Genomic DNA, 18,042 nt, shown 5'->3' on the forward strand with positions numbered 1-18,042 from the left:
AAGCGCGATGACGTTTCATCTTGATCTCATCGCGCTTAGGATCACGGCAGCGTCAGCCGTCCATCGATCAGTCGCGGGATACGAAGCGGATTGCCGTCTTGCAACGCCGGAGGCAAGAGGTCGGCGGGCAGATCCTGATAGCAGACCGGACGCAGGAAGCGGCGGATCGCGAGCGTCCCGACCGATGTGGTCCGCGAGTCCGACGTCGCGGGAAACGGACCACCATGCACCATCGCGTGCGCGACCTCGACGCCGGTCGGCCAGCCATTGACGACAATTCGGCCGGCTTTGCGTTCGATGACCGGGAGAAGCGCGCGCGCATCCTCCCTGTCGGCTTCGTCGAGTTGTAGCGTGATCGTCAGCTGCCCTTCCAGCACCTCCAACACGGAGCGAATATCGGCCTGGCTGCGGCAACGCACCAGCACGGACGAGGCGCCGAAGACTTCCTCGCGGCATTCGACGTCCGACAAGAATGCCGACGCGCTGGTTTCAAACAACGCCGCCGCCCCCTGGTTGGCTCCCGTCGCACCGCCGCCCCGGGCCACCACCCGGACGTTGTCTTTCTCGATCATCCGCGCGACGCCGGTCTCGTAGGCCCGCGATATTCCCGGCGAGAGCATCGTCGCGGCCGCGGCCCCGCCGAGTGCGGCCGATGCCGCCTTGATGAAGCGATCCAGCCCTTCGCCCTCTTGCGCCAGGATCACGCCCGGATTGGTGCAGAACTGGCCCGCGCCCATCGTAAGCGATGCGATGAACTGCTTGCCGATCTCTTCGCCGCGTGCGGCGAGCGCCTTCGGCATCAAGACGACGGGATTGATGCTGCTCATCTCGGCATAAACGGGAATCGGCTCCTCTCGCCGCGATGCGATGTCGACCAGCGCTACGCCGCCGCGCCGCGAGCCGGTAAAGCCGACCGCCTTGATTCGTGCATCGGCAACCAGCGCAGCGCCGAGATCGTTGCCAGGCCCGAACAGCAGCGAGAACACACCCTCGGGCAAGCCTTCCGCCTTCACGGCAGCCTGGACAGCACGGCCAACCAGTTCGGAGGTTCCTGGATGAGCGGGATGGGCCTTGACCACGACGGGACAACCCGCAGCCAGGGCCGAGGCGGTGTCGCCTCCGGCGACGGAGAATGCGAGCGGGAAATTGCTCGCGCCGAACACGGCGACCGGCCCGATGGCGATGTTGCGCAACCGCAGGTCCGAGCGCGGCATCGGACTGCGGTTCGGCATCGCAGGGTCGATGCGCGCATCCAGATGGACGCCATCGCGAACGACCTCGGCAAACAAGCGCAACTGTCCCACCGTGCGCGCCCGCTCGCCCTCCAGCCGAGCGCGCGGCAGCCCGGTCTCCTGCATCGCGCGGACGATCAGATCGTCACCAAGTTCAAGGATATTGGCCGCGATCCGCTCGAGGAAGCCGGCGCGCCGTTGCGGCGCGATCTCGCGATAAGCATCGAATGCCGACGATGCGAGCGCACAGGCGCGATCGATATCGGCCACGCTCGCGGCACCATAGACCGGATCGAGCTCCGCCCCCGTCGCGGGATCGATACCCCGGAAACCAGCCCCCGTTCCGCGTACCGGCGTCGCACCGATCAGCATTTCTCCATTCAGCATCATTTCAAGCCTCTTCACGGCGCCATTCATCTTTCAGGTCACGACTTTCAAGTCAGGACGAAGACTTCTCAGCGCGAGAGCAACGCATCCCAATCGACGCGGCGGAACGAGAGAATCTTCACATCCGACCAGACCTTATCGCGCACATATGGCTCGCTCGCCAGATATGCATCCAACGCCGCACGATCGGGAAAATCACAGAGAACGACCGATCCGCTCATACGACCGGACTCGTCGAGCAAAGCGCCCCCATCCAGGATGCGGCCCTCGATCTTCAAACGCCTGATGCCATCCATGTGTTCGGCGCGTGCATTGAGGCGTCGCGCGTGCGCCTCATCGCCTGGCGCGTCATGCGCTAAGATCGTAAACTGCATCGCTTCATCTCCAAAAACTTGCGCGAGGACATATCGCCCCCGCCCGAACCGACTGCGCGGCTCAGGCTGTGTCAGATCGCAACGACTCGCACGCTCGCCGCACGGTGGATGTCGAAGCCGCGGCGGCTGTCGCGGTCAATCAATCAGCGATCATTGACCTTACTTGCCGGCTCGGATCTTGCCGGCCTCTTCCCGCTTGCCTCCCGCCTCTTTCCACGCAGCGTAGTCGGCACGCGTCTGATCCGTGGGCGGGTACAGACCATAGAGTCCCTCGCCTGCCTCCACACGGTAGTAGAGATATTTCTCGAGTAGATCGCGTCTCTCACACGCATCAGCCATTTCAGCGGCCAAATGCCTGGGAACAACGGTGACGCCGTCACCATCACCGACCACGATGTCGCCGGGATAGACCGCAACGTCCGCACAACTGATGGGAACGTTCAGATCCGCCACGTGATGGAACGAGAGTCGCGTCGAGGCGACCACCTCACGGGCGTAGGCCGGGAAATCGAGCTCCGCCAGTTCGATACCGTCCCGGAAGGAACCATCGGTGACCACAGCCTCGGCGCCCCTGATTTTGAGGCGTGTCGGCAGCATGGCACCGGCCGATGCTGCGCGCGGATCGTTTCGGCTATCGATGATCAGAACCTGCCCCTTGCCGATCCGCTCTACGGCTTCCCATTGCAAGTTCATCTCGTTGGGATAAGGCGTCAGCGTATCGTAGGTGTCGACGTCTTCACGCGCAGGAATCATCCGCAGCGTGAAGGCCTCGCCGGCAAACCGCGCGGCCTTCTTGTTCAATGGCTTGACGCCGACGAGAAAGCATTGGCGCAGCCCCTTTCGGAACAGTTCCGTCGTGAGGGAGCCGCTCGACACGTTGCGCAGACGATCGATGACCTCTCGCGGGACATCGACCCGATTCCGTTGTCCGTTTGTCGGATTGTTCACTGAATTCCTCCCTGCTTCTGCGAGGCTTGGAACACGTTGGCGCAAAGACGCCGTGCAACTACGCCCCGCCCGTCGTCCTTGCTGGTTCAGCTACGTATGGGTGACTTGCGAGCTGGCGGATTATGAGAGCAAACCAATTGTCGGCACAACAGCGGGTCGCGTCCCAATGCCCGGATTGTCTCATGTCATGAGATTGGCGCAGGCCAATCGATTTCGGACTCAGCGACTCCCGCAATAGCCGTCTCGAACGCCAGCAGGCGTCCCGACTGCGGCGCCGACTCCAGAACGTCGAGACTGATCCCGTGCCTGGCGGTGGTGACGAACAAGGTCTTGAGATCTTTTCCGCCGAATCCAATGTCGGTCGGTCGCGCGACAGGTAACGGCACGACGCGCTCGACCTCTCCTTCGGCGTCGAGACGAACCACGCTCCAACCATTGCACAATGCAACCCAGATTCCGCCGGCAGCATCTACAGCAATGCCCATCGGCCGTCCGCCACCCGGCGGAAGGTGAGCCAGAAGCAAGGGAGCGGACCGTCGGGGCTCCAATCTGAAGATCTTGCCGGAATCGGGGACGGAAGCGACGAGCCCTCCGCCCGGCATCCAGGCAAGTGACGTAACTTGGCCGGGCAGCCGCCAGATGGGCTTCATCGACCCGTCCATGGCAATGGTGCCGATGACGCTCGATACCAGATCGACGTCCAGCATGCTTGCCCAGACCTGACCATCCGGCGCTGCACGCAACGCCAGCAATCGCGAAAATTCGGCTACGTGCTGCTTCGCGCGCACACCATTCTCGTCGATCCAGAACACGGCTCCGGCCGAATCGATTGCAATCGATTTGCGGTTCGCGGCGATCGCAAGAATCCTCAGCGGCTCATCGGTCCTGGCGACGAGATAATCCGGAGCCGTCGCCGAGGTGCAACGGACGTCGGGTCCCAGGGTATCGAGCCACCAGAGACGGTCGTCGTTGGCCGACCATCGCGGACTGCTTCCGTTGAAAGCCGCCGAGCCAATCGGCCGGATCGCGACGGAATCCGTGTCCGGTGAGGCCCGCATCTGCGCGCCGATACGCCGTCCGGCCGCCGCGACCTCGGGCCCCAGCAATTCGAGCCGCTCCAGCGTCAAACGCCACGACGGACCGGCGATGCTGACCGACCCCAGCAATCGGCCGTCGGACGAAATGACGGGAGCACCGACGCAATGTACGCCTTCCACGATCTCTTCGAGATCGATCGAGAATCCCCTGGCTCGCACGATGCTGAGATCGGTCTTCAGGCGGCCGCGATCGGTCATCGTGTTCGGCGTCACCGCCTTCAATGTGAGCTTGCGCAGCAGCGCCTCGCGCTCATCATCGGGAAGGAATGCGAGCATCGCCTTGCCCTGGCTCGTGCAATAGAGCTGCTTGCGTTGGCCCGGCATCGCCGAGGAACGCAAGTCATGCGCACCTTCGCACTTGCAAAGTTGCACGGCCTTGCCGCCTTCGAGCACGGCAAGATAGGCGGTTTCTCCGGTGACGTCGCGCAACCGCCGCAGTTCGGGCTCCGCAATCGTCGCCAGGTCGCGCGCGGACCAGACATTTTGCGCCATTTCGACGAGCCGGAAACCAAGTGCATAGGTTTGCCGCACGGGATCATGACGCAACAGGCCACGCGCCACCAGGCCGGACAGAATGCGGTACAGCGTTGCGCGTGGCAGCCGCACCCGCGCCTGCAGCTCGGATTGATGGATTCCTCCAGCCGTCGCGCTGACGGATTCCAGAACGTCGCACGCTTTTGACAGCAATGCGGCCCCTTCGGGCCGCGCCGCTTCCTTCGTTGGCTCGGACTCTGTCGACCGTCGCGCCATCAGCGTTTCCTATCCCTCCGGGTGCCGCCCCTCTTGTTTCGACAACCTCCGACCTCTGCGGGCTGCTTGGCGGTTGATCGAGAGGAACCCCTTTTTTGAAGAGGAAACAGGGCGGTACGTCCGGGCTCCAATTCCCTCTTCCGCCATCATCCGTAAACGGTGTTGGCGCGGCAAGCCGTTTCAAGTGATCCTGCCCACCTCGCGAGAACGGTCAGTCTCACAATGTGGGATGACCGTCTGAACCGTGCCAACGCGCCGCATCCCAACAAAATGGATGTCAGTGAAAAACGACGGCAAACGCTCGAGAAACTGGGGCGAACGTCGAGGAGGACATCATGACTGCCAAAGCGATCGGGCGCGTTGCGCGCTTCATTTGCGCGACCGCATTTTGCGTGCTTGCGGCCACCGACGCTGCTCTGGCCCAGACCTACCCCAGCCGACTGATCACCATCGTCGTCCCGTTCCCGGCAGGCGGCACAAGCGATGCCAATGCACGCCTGGTGGCGCAGGAGATTGCGAAATCCCTTGGCCAGCCGGTGGTCGTCGAGAACCGCCCTGGCGCCAACGGAAATCTCGGCTCGTTGGCCGCGGCACGGGCCGCACCGGACGGCTACACGCTGCTCTTGTCTGGGGTTGGATCACACGCAATCAACGCCGCGATCTACAAGAATATGCCGTACGATCCGGTGAAGGACTTCACCCACATCACCATGATTGCGTCGGGCCCGAACGCCATCGTCGTGCACCCCGATTTCCCGGCAAAAACCTTGCAGGACCTCGTGGTCATGGCGAAGAAGGATCCGGGCAAATACAACTACGCCAGTTCGGGCGCCGGCTCGTCGGGCAACATGGCGATGGAGCTGTTCAAGCAGAAGGCCGGATTGAATATCGAGCACATTCCCTACAAGGGAGGAGCTCCCGCGATGCAGGACGTGATCGGCGGCCAGGTGCCGATCCTGATCACCAATGCGGACGCGGTGTTGTCCAACGTTCAGGCAGGATTGCTGCGCATTCTCGCGGTGACGAGCGCGCAGCGCAACCCCATCTATCCGGACACCCCGACCATCGCGGAAAGCGGCTATCCCGACTTTTCCGCAATCTCCTGGAGCGGCATCTCCGCGCCACCCGGGTTGCCAAAGGAGATCGTCGATCGCCTGCATCAGGAGATTGCCAAGGCGCTCAACGGTCCGATCAAGGCCAAGCTCGAAACGACCGGCCTCGTGCCAAGCGGCAACAATCCGGACGAATACACGGCCTTCATCAAAGCCGAGGTGGAGAAGTGGGCCACCGTGGCGAAATCTGCCGGCATCAGCGTCGACTGAATGCGCAATACAGGGACATGATCCATGGGACGGTCGGACAATTCTGTCCGGCCTCGCGACCTCTCATTCCCGCCACCATCGGCCGAGATGCGCCCCGAACGTCTCACGCATTCGATCCGTATGCCCTGATCTCACTATGTAGGAACGCCCTTCGGCTAGCCGCGGATCGAGGCTTCACACGAACTGCCTTCACTCTATGATCCCCGCGAAAACTGACGACGACGATTTCAAAAACCAAACAAGACAGCTGGAGTGGCCACGCTCAAACCTGTCTCGGAGAGGAAAGAGATGAAGCGACGAACATTGATCATGGCCGGCCTTGCGATGCCATTCCTGAATGTGCTTCCGGCTGCCGCGCAAGACAGCGTTTCTGCCATCAAGTCGGCCGGCAAGATTCGGGTGGCGCTCGAATTCGGACGGCCGCCCTGGGGCTACAAGGATCAGGACCTCAAGCCAACAGGCTCCGACTATGAGACCGCCGTGCTGCTTGCCCATGACATGGGCGTCGACCTCGAGATCGTCGAAGTGACTGGTCCGAACCGGGCCCCGTTCCTGATCAGCAAGAAAGCGGACGTCGTTATTTCCACCTTCTCGATCACACCGGAACGTCAGAAGGTCGTCGACTTCTCCGTACCCTACGCTGCCGCCGTTCAATACATAGCAGCCCCAAAGAGCATCAAGCTCGGTGACCCGAAAGACCTCGAAGGAAAACGCGTCGGCGTCACGCGCGGCACGACCGGCGATAGCGCCCTGACAAAACTCGGAGTGCCCGGCGTCGAGATCGTTCGTTTCGACGATGAATCGACCAACATGACCGCGTTCGCCAGCGGACAGGTCGATATCGTCGCCCAGGAGCCGGCGGTCATCGCACAAGTCGCCAAACAAAACCCGGCAAGACAAATCGAGCCGAAGTTCACCATTGCCGAGTTCGATGTCGGCGTCGGCATGCGAAAAGACGATAAGCCGCTCGAAGAGTTCGTGAATGGCTGGGTCCGAACCAATCTCGCAAACGGGCGGCTCGAGGAAATCTTCAAGAAGTTTCACGGCATTGGATTGCCGGCGAGGATTTTGTCGGCCAAGTCCTGAAATCCTTGGCGTCGAGATCGACCGTTCTCGATCAACCCGGACGCCGGTTTGCAAGAAAGCGCCTCAAAGCAAGATTTGGAGCGCGATGATGATTTATTCCAATCTCATCGCGCCCCAGCACATAGTTGTCCGTAGAGAGCAAGCGGCTATGCCCCGCGAGCGTGGGCACTGCGCTACGTGAAATCACGCCGGCGGAGCCACGGTAACGAGATTGCGTGGCTGGCCGCGCCAGAAGGCCTCGATATTGTCCACGAGTTGATCGGCAAGCGCCTGTACGGCCTCGCGGCTTGCCCAGGCGACGTGCGGCGTCAGGATGAAGTTCGGCAATCCCACCAATTGCATCAGCGGATGATCGCCTGATGGCGGCTCGACCGTGGCAACGTCGAATCCGGCTCCGGAAAGCTGACCCGAACGAAGCGCGTCGCCGAGCGCGACCTCGTCGACAAGGCCGCCGCGCGCGGTGTTGATCAGGAGCGGGCGACGCTCCATCGTCGCAAATTCGGGCGCTGCGATCATGTTGCGCGTTGCCGGCATCAGCGGCGCATGCAGGGTAATGATGTCGGACGTCCGCAACACCTCCTCGAACGGGGTATAGAGCGGGCCCATGCCCTCCACGCCCTTGTATGTGGAAAACAACACACGCATTCCAAGTGCGCGACCGATGTCCGCCACGGAGCGGCCTAGCGTCCCGTCTCCGATGATGCCGAGCGTCGATCCGGCCAGGTCGCGGATGGGAAAGTCGAAATAGCAAAACTGGCCGGCTTCATGCCAGCGGCCATTGCGAACGGAATCGCGGTAAGCGGTGAGGCTGCGGCGCAGCGCGAAGATCAATGCGAAGGTGTGCTCCGGAACCGTGTTCACCGCATAGCCGCGAATATTGGAAACGGCGACACCACGATCTTCGCATGCGCGGATGTCGACGACGTCCGATCCGGTAGCGGCAATGGCAATGAAGCGCAGGTTCGGTGCCGCTTCGAGCTCGGTGCGTCGCACCGGTGCCTTGTTGGTGATCACGATGTGAGCATCCGCGATCCGCGCGGCGACGTCCTCGGGGGCAGTGGCTCCGTATTCCAGCAGCTCGTGTCGAAACGACGGTCGCCGCAGGTGAATGTCCGGCGGCATCGTGTCCCGATCGAGGAAGACGATACGTGCAGGTTCCGGCATGGTCATCGTGGTCTCACAGTCAGTTGTCGGACGTGCGGGCGCTCTGCACGTCCATTGCAGGATTAGAGGCCGGCAGGCTATTCACGAAGCAGGTTCGATGCCAATTCCGCGACCTTCTCGGCCGTAATGCCAAAATGGCTGAAGAGCTCTTCGCCCGGGCCCGACGCTCCGAAGCTCGACATGCCGATGAAGCCGCCGCGCTCTCCAACCCAACGATCCCAGCCCAATCGCACCGCCGCTTCGATCGCGACGCGCACGCCCTTGCCGAGCACGCTCTCGCGATAGGCCTCATCCTGCTCCTCGAACAGTTCCCAGCACGGCATGGAAACGACCGCGGTCGGTATTCCCTTCGCCTGGAGGATAGCTCGCGCCGCCAGCGCGATCTGGACTTCCGAGCCCGTCGCAAGAAGAGTGACGCGCCGCGCGCCCTCTGCATCGGTGAGCAGATAGGCACCGCGTGCCGAATGGTTCACCGCGCCGTCATCGCTGCGAACCGGCGGCAAGGCCTGCCGGGAGCAGATCATCGAGGATGGCCCGTGCTTGCGCTGCAACGCGAGTTCCCAGCATTCGGCGGCTTCGACATGATCGGCCGGCCGAAAGACAGCCATATTCGGCATCGCTCGCAACGCCGCCAGATACTCGACCGGCTGATGGGTCGGACCGTTCTTGCCGATGCCGATGGAGTCGTGGCTGTAGATGGTCACGACCGGCAATTCCATGAGTGCGGCCATTCGCAGGGCGGGTCGCATATAGTCAGAGAACACCAGATAGGTTGCACCGAGCGGCAGCACCCCGCCATGCGCTGCCATGCCGTTCATCATGGCGCCCATGGCGTGTTCGCGGATGCCATAGTGGACATATCGACCGGCCGGGTTCTCAGGCGTGAAGGCGCCAAGCGAGCGCTTGCAGCCAGTCGGCCCTTCGAGATCCGGAGCGCCGGCGATCAGTTCGGGAATCACCTCGGCGAGCTTCGCCACGATGTCGGCGGTTGCCTCGTTCGTTGAGCGTCTCGGACGCTCGACCGCGACCTTGCGGCGCCATGCGGCGAGAGTCTCGACCCAGCCGCTGGGCAGATCGCCTGCCATCATGCGCTCAAACAGGGTGCGCTTCTCCGGCGACATCGCTGCGACGCGCGCACGCCACGCCTCGTAGGTCGGCAAGTTGCGATCGAGTACGCCAGCCTTCCAGCCATCCGCAACATCGCCTGGAACTTCGAATGGCCCGGCGGTCCAGCCGGCGGCCGTACGCGCCTCCTCGAGATCCTTCGCGAATACGCGACCGCCATGAGCGCCGCGCTGGCCCTCGAGACGCGGCAGGCCCTTGCCGATGGTGGTGCGGCAGGCGATCATCGTCGGGCGCGGGTCTTCCTTGGCGAGCAGCAGGGCGGCGGAAACCGAGTCGACATCATGTCCGTTGGCGTTGATGACATGCCAACCTGCGATGCGGAAGCGCGCGCGCACGTCTTCCGAAATCGAAAAATCCGTGTGACCGTCATCGGTCATCCGATTGTCATCCCAGAGGAAGCAGAGCTTGCCAAGGCGCAGATGGCCCGCCAGCGAAATCACCTCATGGGCGACGCCTTCCTGGAGGCAGCCATCGCCGACGACCGCGTAGGTGCGATGGTCAGCGATCCCATCGCCAAACGTTGCGTTGAGCCAGGCTTCCGCGACCGCCATGCCGACAGCATTGGCGATACCCTGCCCGAGCGGACCGGTCGTAACCTCGATGCCGAGCTCGGGCGCGCGCTCGGGATGGCCATGGGTGTGCGAGCCCAGCTCGCGGAAACGCTTGATCTGTTCGATCGGAAAAGCGCTATAGCCCGACAGATGCAGCAACGCGTAGATCAACATCGAGCCGTGGCCGTTGGACAGGACGAACCTGTCGCGATCCGGCCAGAGCGGGTCGAGCGGATTGCACTTGATATGCCGCGTGAACAGCGCGGTCGCGATCTCGGCACAGCCGAGCGGCGCGCCGGGATGACCGTCGGAGGCCTTTTCGATGGCGTCGAGCGACAGGAAACGAATGGCATCGGCCATTCGCTTGTCCAGATCGGCCGACACCTGCGCGACAGGTGAAGCAACGGAAGAGTGAACGGACATCGGCAAAAACACCAGTTCGGCGCAGCCTCCGCCGAACGGAGGCTGCCGGGTCAAACGCGCGTCCGGCGCGTCACGGGAGGAATCCGGTCGAAATCCAGGGAACGAAAGCGACGACCAGGAGGCCGACCACCAGCGCAGCAAGGTAGCTCCAGATGCGCTTGAGGCCGGCATTCGGATCGACCTGCCCGATCGAGCAGGCGGCGTAATAGCCAAGACCGAAAGGCGGCGCGAAGAGACCGATCCCCATCGCCAGGATCACGACCATCGCATAATGCACCTCGTGCACACCAAGCTGCTTGGCGACGGGGAACAGCAGAGGCCCGAACAGCACCATGGCTGGGATGCCCTCGAGCACGCTGCCGAGCACGATGAACAGCACGATGGAGCCGACCAGGAAGCCATACATCCCGCCGGGAGCATGCGCCAGGGCGGCAGCAAGCGCATGCGAGAAGTTCGACTGCGTCAATGCCCAGGACATGCAGGTCGCGGCGCCAATGATGAACAGGATGGTTCCCGAAAGCGCCGCGGTGCCGACAAGCGCCGGATAGAGCTCGCGCCAGTTGAAGGAGCGATAGACGAGGATTCCGATGACGATCGCATAGGCAATCCCGATCGTGGCAACCTCGGTCGCGGTCGCCACGCCTTCCATCACGGCAACGCGGATGATGACTGGCAGCATCAGGGCCGGTGCGGCGATGACGAAGGTGCGGCCGATCGTGGTTGGGCTCGTTGTCCCGCGTTCCACATCCTTGCGCTCCACCATCCGGCCCCGCGCGATCAGGGCAAGTGCCAGCGCCAGCACGATGCCGGGCATGATGCCGCCGGTGAACAGCGCCGCGATCGAGACACCCGTCACCGAGCCGATGATGATGAGCACGATCGACGGCGGGATCGTCTCGGCCATCGCGCCCGACGCCGCCAGCAGCGATACGAGTTCGCCCTCGTGGATGCCGCGCTTCTTCATGTCGGGGAAGAGCACGGGGGCGACCGCCGCCATGTCGGCCGTCTTGGCGCCGGAAATGCCCGACACCAGCAGCATTGCGCCGAGCAGCACATAGGCAAGTCCGCCCTCGATATGACCGACCAGCGCAGCCAGGAAATTCACCATGGCGGTCGACATGCGCGTCATGACGATGAGGTAGCCGAGCAGGATGAACAGAGGCACCGCGAGCAGGATCAACGAGCTGACGCCTTCGTCGATACGGCCCGGAATGACTTCGAGCGGCGTAGTCGTAGTCAAGATGAGATAGGAGACGGTCGACAGTCCGAAGCAGAACGCGATCGGCACCCCGGCGAGCACGCCGAACCCGAGCAGGACCGCAAAGAAGATGACGAGATTCCAGTTGCCGATCGACTTGATCCACGGACCGAGCACGTGCAGTGCGCCCGCCAGCGCGGCGATGACGACAATGGCGAGGACGAGGTCGCGCCAGCCGCGATCGGCGCAGCGGACCAGGCTCGCCGCCAGCATGAGCACGACGCCGACCGGCAGGGCGGCCGCCCGAAAGGCGTCATTGAGGCCGAGCGCCGGCGTATGAACGAAGGTCTGGTCCTCGGCGAAATTGTAGGCCGGGCTGAGAATGAGAAGGAGGAAGAGCGCGGGCGCCGCCACGCCGACTGCCTCAAGCAGGCCGCGCAGCCAGCCGGAGCACCTGCCAACAAGCGCCGTCATGCGCATGTGCTGACCGCGCCGCTGCGCGATCGCCGCGCCAAGCATCGCCAGCCACAAGAACATGATGGAGGCGAGTTCGTCCGACCAGGTCAGGGGATTGTTGAAAACAAAGCGCGAGATGACGCCCGTGAGCAGGACGAGGACCTCGGCGACGACTACGGCGGCTGCCAGCGGCTCGGTCACGAGCGCCAGCAACCTGTCGAGCGGTGCGGCGACGCCCAGTGCGGGCAGCGCCAGCTCTCCCGACAGCGGCTCGGCACTCATGCGAGCTGCCCTACGGCTTGTTCGAGCAGCACCCAGCCCTTGTCGCCGAACTTCGTGCGCCAATCCTTGTAGAAGCTGGTCTTGCCGAGCGCAGTCCGGAACGCGGCCTTGTCGACCTCGACGAACTGCAAGCCCTTGCCCGACAGCTCGTCGCGGAGCGACTTCGAAAGCTCGGCAATATCGGCGCGCTCAGCGTCGGCGGCCTTGTTCAACTCGCGCGTGACGATCTCCTGGGCGTCGGCCGGTAGTCGCTGGAAGGAACGGCGGTTGCCGAGGATGAGGTAGGCGTCCCAGACATGGCTAGTGAGGCTGCAATATTTCTGCACCTCGTAGAGCTTCGCCGTCGCGATGATCGCAAGCGGGTTCTCCTGGCCTTCGACGACCTTGGTCTGCAACGCAGAATAGACCTCGTTGAAGTTGATCGGCGTCGGGCCGGCGCCGAGCGCCTGGAACAGGCCGGTCAGGATGGGGGCCGCCGGCACGCGCATCTTGAAACCCTTGAGATCGTCCGGGGTCTTGATCTCGCGCGTGGACGAGGTGAGCTGACGGAATCCATTGTCCCAGGATTTGCCCACCTGAAGGACGCCGACATTCTCGATCTCGCTCTTGACGAACTTTCCGAGATCTCCGTCCATCGCCTTCCAGACTTCGTCATAGGACGCGAAGGCGAAGCCCGTGTTGACGATGCCAACGGTCGGCACGAGCGTTGCAAGAACCGAGGAGCCGATGTTCAGATAGTCGACGGCCCCGTTTCGGATCTGGCCCAGGAGGTCGGTGTCGGAGCCGAGCTGGTTCGCCGGAAACAGGTTGATCTCGACACGCCCGCTCGTTGCTTCCTTGATGCGGTCGATCGCCTCGCGCGCTCGCTTGTTGACCGGATGCGACGGATCCTGGCCGGTGGCGAATTTGAGGGTGAACTCGGCGGCGTCACCGCGCCGCGACAAGACGGATACCAGTGGAATGGAGGCGCCGGCGGCCAACATTGCACGGCGGGTCAGGCCCTTCTTCGTTTCCTTGGTCATTTCTCTCTCCCTAATGTTATTTTGTGATGCGTATTGCGGAAGGTTGTCCCTTCATCGCCATTTTTTGACTGCAGCGCAGATTGCTTCCGTCGAGATGCCGTAGCGGTCGTGCAGCGTCGGCAGCGCGCCCGCAGCGAGGAATTCGTCCGGCAATCCGATATGATGGAACGCAGGATGGACGCGAGCTCGCATCAGGGTTGCCGCGACTGCCTCACCCAATCCGCCGATGACGGTATGATTTTCGGCGACGACGACGAGCCGGCCCGGCTTGCGGCAGGCCTCCACGATCGTTTCGACATCGAGCGGCTTGATGGTCGGCACATGCAGCACGGCGGCATTGATGCGGTCGGCCTCGAGCTGCTTTGCAGCTTCCAGCGCGCGCATGGTGAGCAGCCCCGAGGAGATGAAGAGGACGTCGGCGCCGTCACGGAGCAGCTTCGCCTTGCCGAGCTCGAATTTGTAACCGTACTCGTCGAGCACGAGCGGCACCTGGCCGCGCAGCAGCCGCATGTAGACCGGCCCCTGGTGGGCGGCGATCGCCGGCACGGCCTGCTCGATCTCGAGGGCATCGCAGGGATCGATCACCGTCATGTTGGGCATCGCGCGAAGCAGCGCGAGATCCTCGGCGGCCTGATGGCTCGGTCCGTAGCCGGAGGTGAGACCAGGAAGCGCGCAGGCGATCTTGACGTTGCGATTCTCCTCCGCAATCGTCTGGTGGATGAAGTCGTAGGCACGACGAGACGCAAACACCGCGTAGGTCGTGACGAATGGCGTGAAGCCTTCCGCAGCCAGTCCCGATGCGGCTCCGAACAGCAGTTGTTCGGCCATGCCCATCTGATAGTAGCGGTCGGGAAACTCCTTCGCGAAGATGTGAAGGTCGGTATATTTGCCGAGGTCGGCGGTCATCCCGACGATGTCGGGACGCTGCCGTGCGACATCGATCAGCGCATGGCCGAACGGCGCCGGTTTCGTCCGCTGCCCTTCGGCAGCGATCGAGGCGATCATCGCAGACGTGGTAAGCCGCGGTTTGGCGGCCGTAGAACTTGTCGTAGTCGAGACCGGCTTCACGCACGCCTCCCTGCATCGAGAGCTTCCAGTGCCAGCTTCCATTCGTGTGCATCCACACGCATGAAGTGATTGCGCTCACGCGCCTCGAGGAATGGAATTCCCTTCCCCATCAGCGTATCGGCGATGATCATGCGCGGCCTTGCGCCCTCGTGCGTCTTGGCCGCATCGAACGCGGCAACAACCGCGTTGAGATCGTTGCCGTCGACGCGCTGTACGAACCAGCCGAACGCCCGAACCTTGTCCGCGAGCGGCTCAAAGCCCATCATCTGCTTGGACGGCCCATCGGCCTGCTGGTTGTTGACGTCGACGATCGCAATGAGATTGTCGAGGTTGTAGTGGGCGGCCGACATCATTGCCTCCCACTTGGAGCCTTCATCGAGCTCGCCATCGGAGAACAGCGTGTAGACGCGGCTGTCGGAGCCCTTGCGCTTCAGGCCGAGGCACATCCCGACTGCAATGCTCAAGCCGAGACCCAGCGAGCCACCCGACATTTCCATGCCGGGCGTGTAGCTCGCCATGCCGGACATCGGCAGCCGGCTGTCGTCGAAGCCATAGGTTTCGAGCTCGGCTTCCGGAACGATTCCGGACTCGATCAACGCGGCATAGAGCGCGATGGCGTAGTGGCCGTTCGAGAGCAGAAAGCGATCGCGCCCCTCCCAGGCCGGATCCTCCGGCCGGTAGCGCATGGCGTGGAAATAGGCCACGGCCAGCACGTCGGCGATGTCGAGGGCCTGCGCGATGTAGCCCTGGCCCTGCACCTCGCCCATTCGCACCGCATTGCGGCGGATGCGGTAGGCGCGCTCCACGAGGCTGGGCTCGTTGATGCGCAACGCAGCATCGTCCATGAGTTGTCTCCTCAATCCTTAGTGGATCAGCATGCCGCCGTTGACGTCGATCACGGCGCCTGTCGTGTAGGCGGAGAGATCCGAGGCGAGGAAGAGATAGATGTTGGCGACATCCTGCGGCACGCCGAGCCTGCCGAGCGGGATGCCGTCGATGATCTCCTTGCGCTTTTCGTCGGAGATCTTGCCCGCGTTGATGTCGGTCTGGATCAGGCCTGGCGTCACGCAGTTGACGCGGATGCCGTCCGGGCCAAGCTCACGCGCCATCGCTTTGGCAAGGCCGAGCACGCCAGCCTTGGCTGCCGAATAATGCGCGCCGCCGAGAATGCCGCCACCGCGTTGGGCCGAGACGGAGGACATACAGGCGATCGCGCCGGACTTGCGGCTCCGCATGTGCGGCATCACGGCCTGCGAGAGAAAGAGCACGCCACGCAGATTGACGTCCTGGATGCGGTCCCAATCCTCGGACGAGATGTCCCAGACCTTGACCGGCTGGGTGATGCCGGCATTGTTGATCAGAATGTCGATTTGGCCGAAGGCCTTGAGAACGTCTGCGACGGCGCGCGCACAGTCGGCCTTGTCGGTCACGTCGCAGGCAACGCCGACATGGCCGGCGCCCAGCTCCGCCGCGGCGCTGACCGCGCTCTTGCCGTCGATGTCGAGGATCGCGACCCGCGCACCATTCTGCGCGAAGGTTTTTGCAGTAGCGAAGCCAATACCGCGAGCTCCCGCGGCGCCAGAAATGATCGCAGTCTTGCCTGCAAGAAGCATACTAGTTTCCTCCGAGAGAGCTTGTTTGTTGGATGCGGACTATGGTCGGGGGTGGCATGGCGCGAAAATAGGCGAAATTTGCACTAATAGATGAACTGTGCTCACCTGTGGCATGTCCAAGCTTCCTCTCGGAGCGTTGAGGGTTTTCGAGGCTGCCGCGCGCACCGGGTCATTTCGCGCCGCAGCAACCGAATTGGCACTGACGCCAAGTGCAGTCAGCCACGCGATCCGAAGTTTCGAAGATCAGATCGGAACGACGCTGTTTGAGCGGGAAGGACGCAATGTTCGGCTGAGTCCGGCTGGCGATGCGCTCTTGCGCCGGGTCTCAAGTGGATTCGATGAGCTAAGGCATGGCCTCGAGGTCGCGAGCTCGCGCTCATCCAATTTGTTGCGGCTTCACTGCGCGCCCAGCATGGCGGCGCAGTGGCTCATGCCGCGGCTGCGAAGCCTGATCGAGGGACATCCGGAGCTGGAGGTCCGGCTGGCCGCCGGCGTCGACTACCCGCATTTTCGCAACGACGAATTCGATGTCGACATTTGCTACGGGCCGCCGCGGCAGGAGGGATTATCCGTGCTGCCGCTCGGCGAGGAGACCGTGCGCCCGATGTGCGCGCCTTCCCTCGCGGGCACGATCCGCGAGCCTGCGGACCTTCTGAGACTGGTGCTTATCGAAAGCGAGCAGAAGCGCGTCCGCTGGAACGCCTGGTTCGCCGCAAACGGCCTTTCTGCACCAAGCCCTGGTGGATTTCGCTTCGACCGAAGCTTTATGGCCATAGCTGCCGCGACCGACGGTCTTGGCGTGACCCTGGAATCCACCCGGCTTGCGGAGCGCGAGCTGGCGAGCGGCCAATTGGTCGCCCCCCTTGCCGGCCAGGCGCGCGACGTTACCTATGTGGGCCACTTTCTCGTGTGCCCGCCGCAAGCCAGGCACAGGCAATCGGTCCGCACCTTTACGAAATGGATCGCGGAGGAACTGGGCCTCCCGGAAGGCCGCTTGAAAAACTAAAGCGCGATGAGATCAGGATGAATCGTCATCGCGCTTTAGGTTATTGTTTGAGCATGATCTTTTCGGAAAACCGCTTCACACTTTTCCGGATCATGCTCTAGTTGCTCGCGACTCCAGGCTCGAATGCGGTCGGCTCGCCGGATTGGGGGCCGTCCCCGATCAGCCGATTGCACCAAGCTTGCGCATGATGCTGAGCTTGATGTTCTCGATATGAGCATCGACGCCAGCACGAATTGCCACAGGATCCTTGGCGCGCAACGCGGCGATGATGGCCAGGTGCTCGTTGTGCACGGGGATGAAGCGCTCCGGCAGACGACTGAGGTTGAACATCCGGGTCTTCAGCCGCAGGTCGCGGATCAAGCCCGCAAGGACGGTATTGCCGCTGTTTTCGGCCAGCAGTTCGTGGAACCGCTGGTCGACGTCGCGATTCTCCGGCGTATTCGGATCGCCGCGTTCGCGCAGGCGCAGAATGTGCGCCTCCAGATCATCGAGCTCCGGCGGCGCGATGCGATCGATCGACAGCACCGCAGCCTCGGCCTCCAGCACGCGGCGAACCTGCAGTATTTCGATGAACTCCTGGAGCGAGAATTCCTTGACGATCAGGCTGTTGCCGGGCGCACGCGCCACGAGCCCCTCGGTTTCCAGGCGATAGAGCGCCTCGCGGATCGGCGTACGCGAGATGTCGAGAAACTCGGCAAGCCGCCGTTCCTGCATCACCGTGCCGGCCGGTAGCTCGCGCTTCACCAGCAGGTCCAGGATTCGCTCATAAGCGAGCTGGCTCAGGCTCTTCTCGGACGGCGCGAGCAGAACGGACACGTCGGACGAAGGTTGATGTCGGCTGGATGCCTTCCTCGCTGTAGACGGCCTGCGCGGCATATCATCAAATTCCTTCACTGCCCCGCCCGGCTGCCTCCGAAATGATCGGAACAGCCGGGCGA

15 protein-coding genes are annotated in these 18,042 nt (G+C 63.0%); 3 read left to right on the forward strand and 12 right to left on the reverse strand.

Annotated elements, in window-relative coordinates:
- Positions 1 to 41: 41 nt before the first annotated feature.
- The 4 genes from ACV1FX_RS34620 to ACV1FX_RS34635 all read right to left on the reverse strand — a co-directional run bounded on the left by ACV1FX_RS34620 (position 42) and on the right by ACV1FX_RS34635 (position 4,788).
- Complete coding sequence (locus tag ACV1FX_RS34620; protein ID WP_473122028.1) at positions 42 to 1,622, reverse strand: aldehyde dehydrogenase (NADP(+)); 1,581 nt, start codon at positions 1,620 to 1,622, stop codon at positions 42 to 44.
- A 65-nt stretch (positions 1,623 to 1,687) separates the two neighbouring features.
- Positions 1,688 to 1,993: a YciI family protein gene (locus tag ACV1FX_RS34625; protein WP_473122029.1), complete on the reverse strand. Its 306-nt coding sequence runs from the start codon at positions 1,991 to 1,993 to the stop codon at positions 1,688 to 1,690.
- Between the two features lie 159 nt (positions 1,994 to 2,152).
- Positions 2,153 to 2,941, reverse strand: coding sequence for an RraA family protein (locus tag ACV1FX_RS34630; protein ID WP_473122030.1), 789 nt, complete (start codon positions 2,939 to 2,941; stop codon positions 2,153 to 2,155).
- A gap of 185 nt (positions 2,942 to 3,126) precedes the next feature.
- Positions 3,127 to 4,788, reverse strand: a complete 1,662-nt coding sequence (locus ACV1FX_RS34635; RefSeq protein WP_473122031.1) for an IclR family transcriptional regulator domain-containing protein — start codon at positions 4,786 to 4,788, stop codon at positions 3,127 to 3,129.
- A 335-nt stretch (positions 4,789 to 5,123) separates the two neighbouring features.
- Here ACV1FX_RS34635 and ACV1FX_RS34640 point away from each other — a divergent pair, with 335 nt between their 5' ends.
- Positions 5,124 to 6,110, forward strand: a complete 987-nt coding sequence (locus tag ACV1FX_RS34640) for a Bug family tripartite tricarboxylate transporter substrate binding protein (RefSeq protein WP_473122032.1) — start codon at positions 5,124 to 5,126, stop codon at positions 6,108 to 6,110.
- A gap of 288 nt (positions 6,111 to 6,398) precedes the next feature.
- Positions 6,399 to 7,196, forward strand: coding sequence for a transporter substrate-binding domain-containing protein (locus ACV1FX_RS34645; protein ID WP_473122033.1), 798 nt, complete (start codon positions 6,399 to 6,401; stop codon positions 7,194 to 7,196).
- Positions 7,197 to 7,379: 183 nt separating this feature from the next.
- Here ACV1FX_RS34645 and ACV1FX_RS34650 read toward each other — a convergent pair whose 3' ends face one another.
- The 7 genes from ACV1FX_RS34650 to ACV1FX_RS34680 form a co-directional block, all read right to left on the reverse strand.
- Complete coding sequence (locus ACV1FX_RS34650) at positions 7,380 to 8,366, reverse strand: D-2-hydroxyacid dehydrogenase (RefSeq protein ID WP_473122034.1); 987 nt, start codon at positions 8,364 to 8,366, stop codon at positions 7,380 to 7,382.
- 71 nt (positions 8,367 to 8,437) lie between these two features.
- The gene (gene tkt / locus ACV1FX_RS34655) at positions 8,438 to 10,396 is read right to left on the reverse strand and encodes a transketolase (protein WP_473122035.1); all 1,959 of its coding nucleotides are present in this window, start codon (positions 10,394 to 10,396) and stop codon (positions 8,438 to 8,440) included.
- A gap of 133 nt (positions 10,397 to 10,529) precedes the next feature.
- Positions 10,530 to 12,395 (reverse strand): TRAP transporter large permease, encoded by a 1,866-nt coding sequence (locus ACV1FX_RS34660; protein WP_473122036.1) that lies wholly within the window; start codon positions 12,393 to 12,395, stop codon positions 10,530 to 10,532.
- Positions 12,392 to 13,417 (reverse strand): TRAP transporter substrate-binding protein, encoded by a 1,026-nt coding sequence (locus tag ACV1FX_RS34665; RefSeq protein WP_473122037.1) that lies wholly within the window; start codon positions 13,415 to 13,417, stop codon positions 12,392 to 12,394. Before ACV1FX_RS34665 ends, ACV1FX_RS34660 begins: the two co-directional genes overlap by 4 nt.
- A 51-nt stretch (positions 13,418 to 13,468) precedes the next feature.
- Positions 13,469 to 14,422, reverse strand: coding sequence for a transketolase family protein (locus ACV1FX_RS34670; protein WP_473122070.1), 954 nt, complete (start codon positions 14,420 to 14,422; stop codon positions 13,469 to 13,471).
- A 59-nt stretch (positions 14,423 to 14,481) separates the two neighbouring features.
- A complete protein-coding gene (locus ACV1FX_RS34675) occupies positions 14,482 to 15,330 on the reverse strand; it encodes a transketolase (protein WP_473122038.1) in 849 nt (282 codons plus the stop codon).
- Between the two features lie 18 nt (positions 15,331 to 15,348).
- Positions 15,349 to 16,098 (reverse strand): SDR family NAD(P)-dependent oxidoreductase, encoded by a 750-nt coding sequence (locus ACV1FX_RS34680; RefSeq protein WP_473122039.1) that lies wholly within the window; start codon positions 16,096 to 16,098, stop codon positions 15,349 to 15,351.
- Between the two features lie 112 nt (positions 16,099 to 16,210).
- Between ACV1FX_RS34680 and ACV1FX_RS34685 the strand changes: the two genes are divergently transcribed.
- The gene (locus ACV1FX_RS34685) at positions 16,211 to 17,104 is read left to right on the forward strand and encodes a LysR substrate-binding domain-containing protein (RefSeq protein ID WP_473122040.1); all 894 of its coding nucleotides are present in this window, start codon (positions 16,211 to 16,213) and stop codon (positions 17,102 to 17,104) included.
- A 159-nt stretch (positions 17,105 to 17,263) separates the two neighbouring features.
- On the opposite strand, the gene ACV1FX_RS34690 is transcribed toward ACV1FX_RS34685, so the two are convergent.
- Complete coding sequence (locus ACV1FX_RS34690) at positions 17,264 to 17,920, reverse strand: GntR family transcriptional regulator (protein WP_473122041.1); 657 nt, start codon at positions 17,918 to 17,920, stop codon at positions 17,264 to 17,266.
- Positions 17,921 to 18,042 lie beyond the last annotated feature (122 nt).

This window comes from Bradyrhizobium ingae, assembly GCF_055791185.1.

Excerpts from the sequence above, each read along its gene's own strand:
- ACV1FX_RS34670 (WP_473122070.1), bottom strand. The coding sequence starts at position 14,422 with ATGATCGCCTCGATCGCTGCCGAAGGGCAGCGGACGAAACCGGCGCCG.
- ACV1FX_RS34665 (WP_473122037.1), bottom strand. The coding sequence starts at position 13,417 with ATGACCAAGGAAACGAAGAAGGGCCTGACCCGCCGTGCAATGTTGGCC.
- ACV1FX_RS34685 (WP_473122040.1), top strand. The coding sequence starts at position 16,211 with ATGTCCAAGCTTCCTCTCGGAGCGTTGAGGGTTTTCGAGGCTGCCGCG.
- ACV1FX_RS34645 (WP_473122033.1), top strand. The coding sequence starts at position 6,399 with ATGAAGCGACGAACATTGATCATGGCCGGCCTTGCGATGCCATTCCTG.
- ACV1FX_RS34640 (WP_473122032.1), top strand. The coding sequence starts at position 5,124 with ATGACTGCCAAAGCGATCGGGCGCGTTGCGCGCTTCATTTGCGCGACC.
- ACV1FX_RS34625 (WP_473122029.1), bottom strand. The coding sequence starts at position 1,993 with ATGCAGTTTACGATCTTAGCGCATGACGCGCCAGGCGATGAGGCGCAC.
- tkt (WP_473122035.1), bottom strand. The coding sequence starts at position 10,396 with ATGGCCGATGCCATTCGTTTCCTGTCGCTCGACGCCATCGAAAAGGCC.
- ACV1FX_RS34660 (WP_473122036.1), bottom strand. The coding sequence starts at position 12,395 with ATGAGTGCCGAGCCGCTGTCGGGAGAGCTGGCGCTGCCCGCACTGGGC.
- ACV1FX_RS34620 (WP_473122028.1), bottom strand. The coding sequence starts at position 1,622 with ATGATGCTGAATGGAGAAATGCTGATCGGTGCGACGCCGGTACGCGGA.
- ACV1FX_RS34650 (WP_473122034.1), bottom strand. The coding sequence starts at position 8,366 with ATGACCATGCCGGAACCTGCACGTATCGTCTTCCTCGATCGGGACACG.
- ACV1FX_RS34675 (WP_473122038.1), bottom strand. The coding sequence starts at position 15,330 with ATGGACGATGCTGCGTTGCGCATCAACGAGCCCAGCCTCGTGGAGCGC.
- ACV1FX_RS34680 (WP_473122039.1), bottom strand. The coding sequence starts at position 16,098 with ATGCTTCTTGCAGGCAAGACTGCGATCATTTCTGGCGCCGCGGGAGCT.
- ACV1FX_RS34635 (WP_473122031.1), bottom strand. The coding sequence starts at position 4,788 with ATGGCGCGACGGTCGACAGAGTCCGAGCCAACGAAGGAAGCGGCGCGG.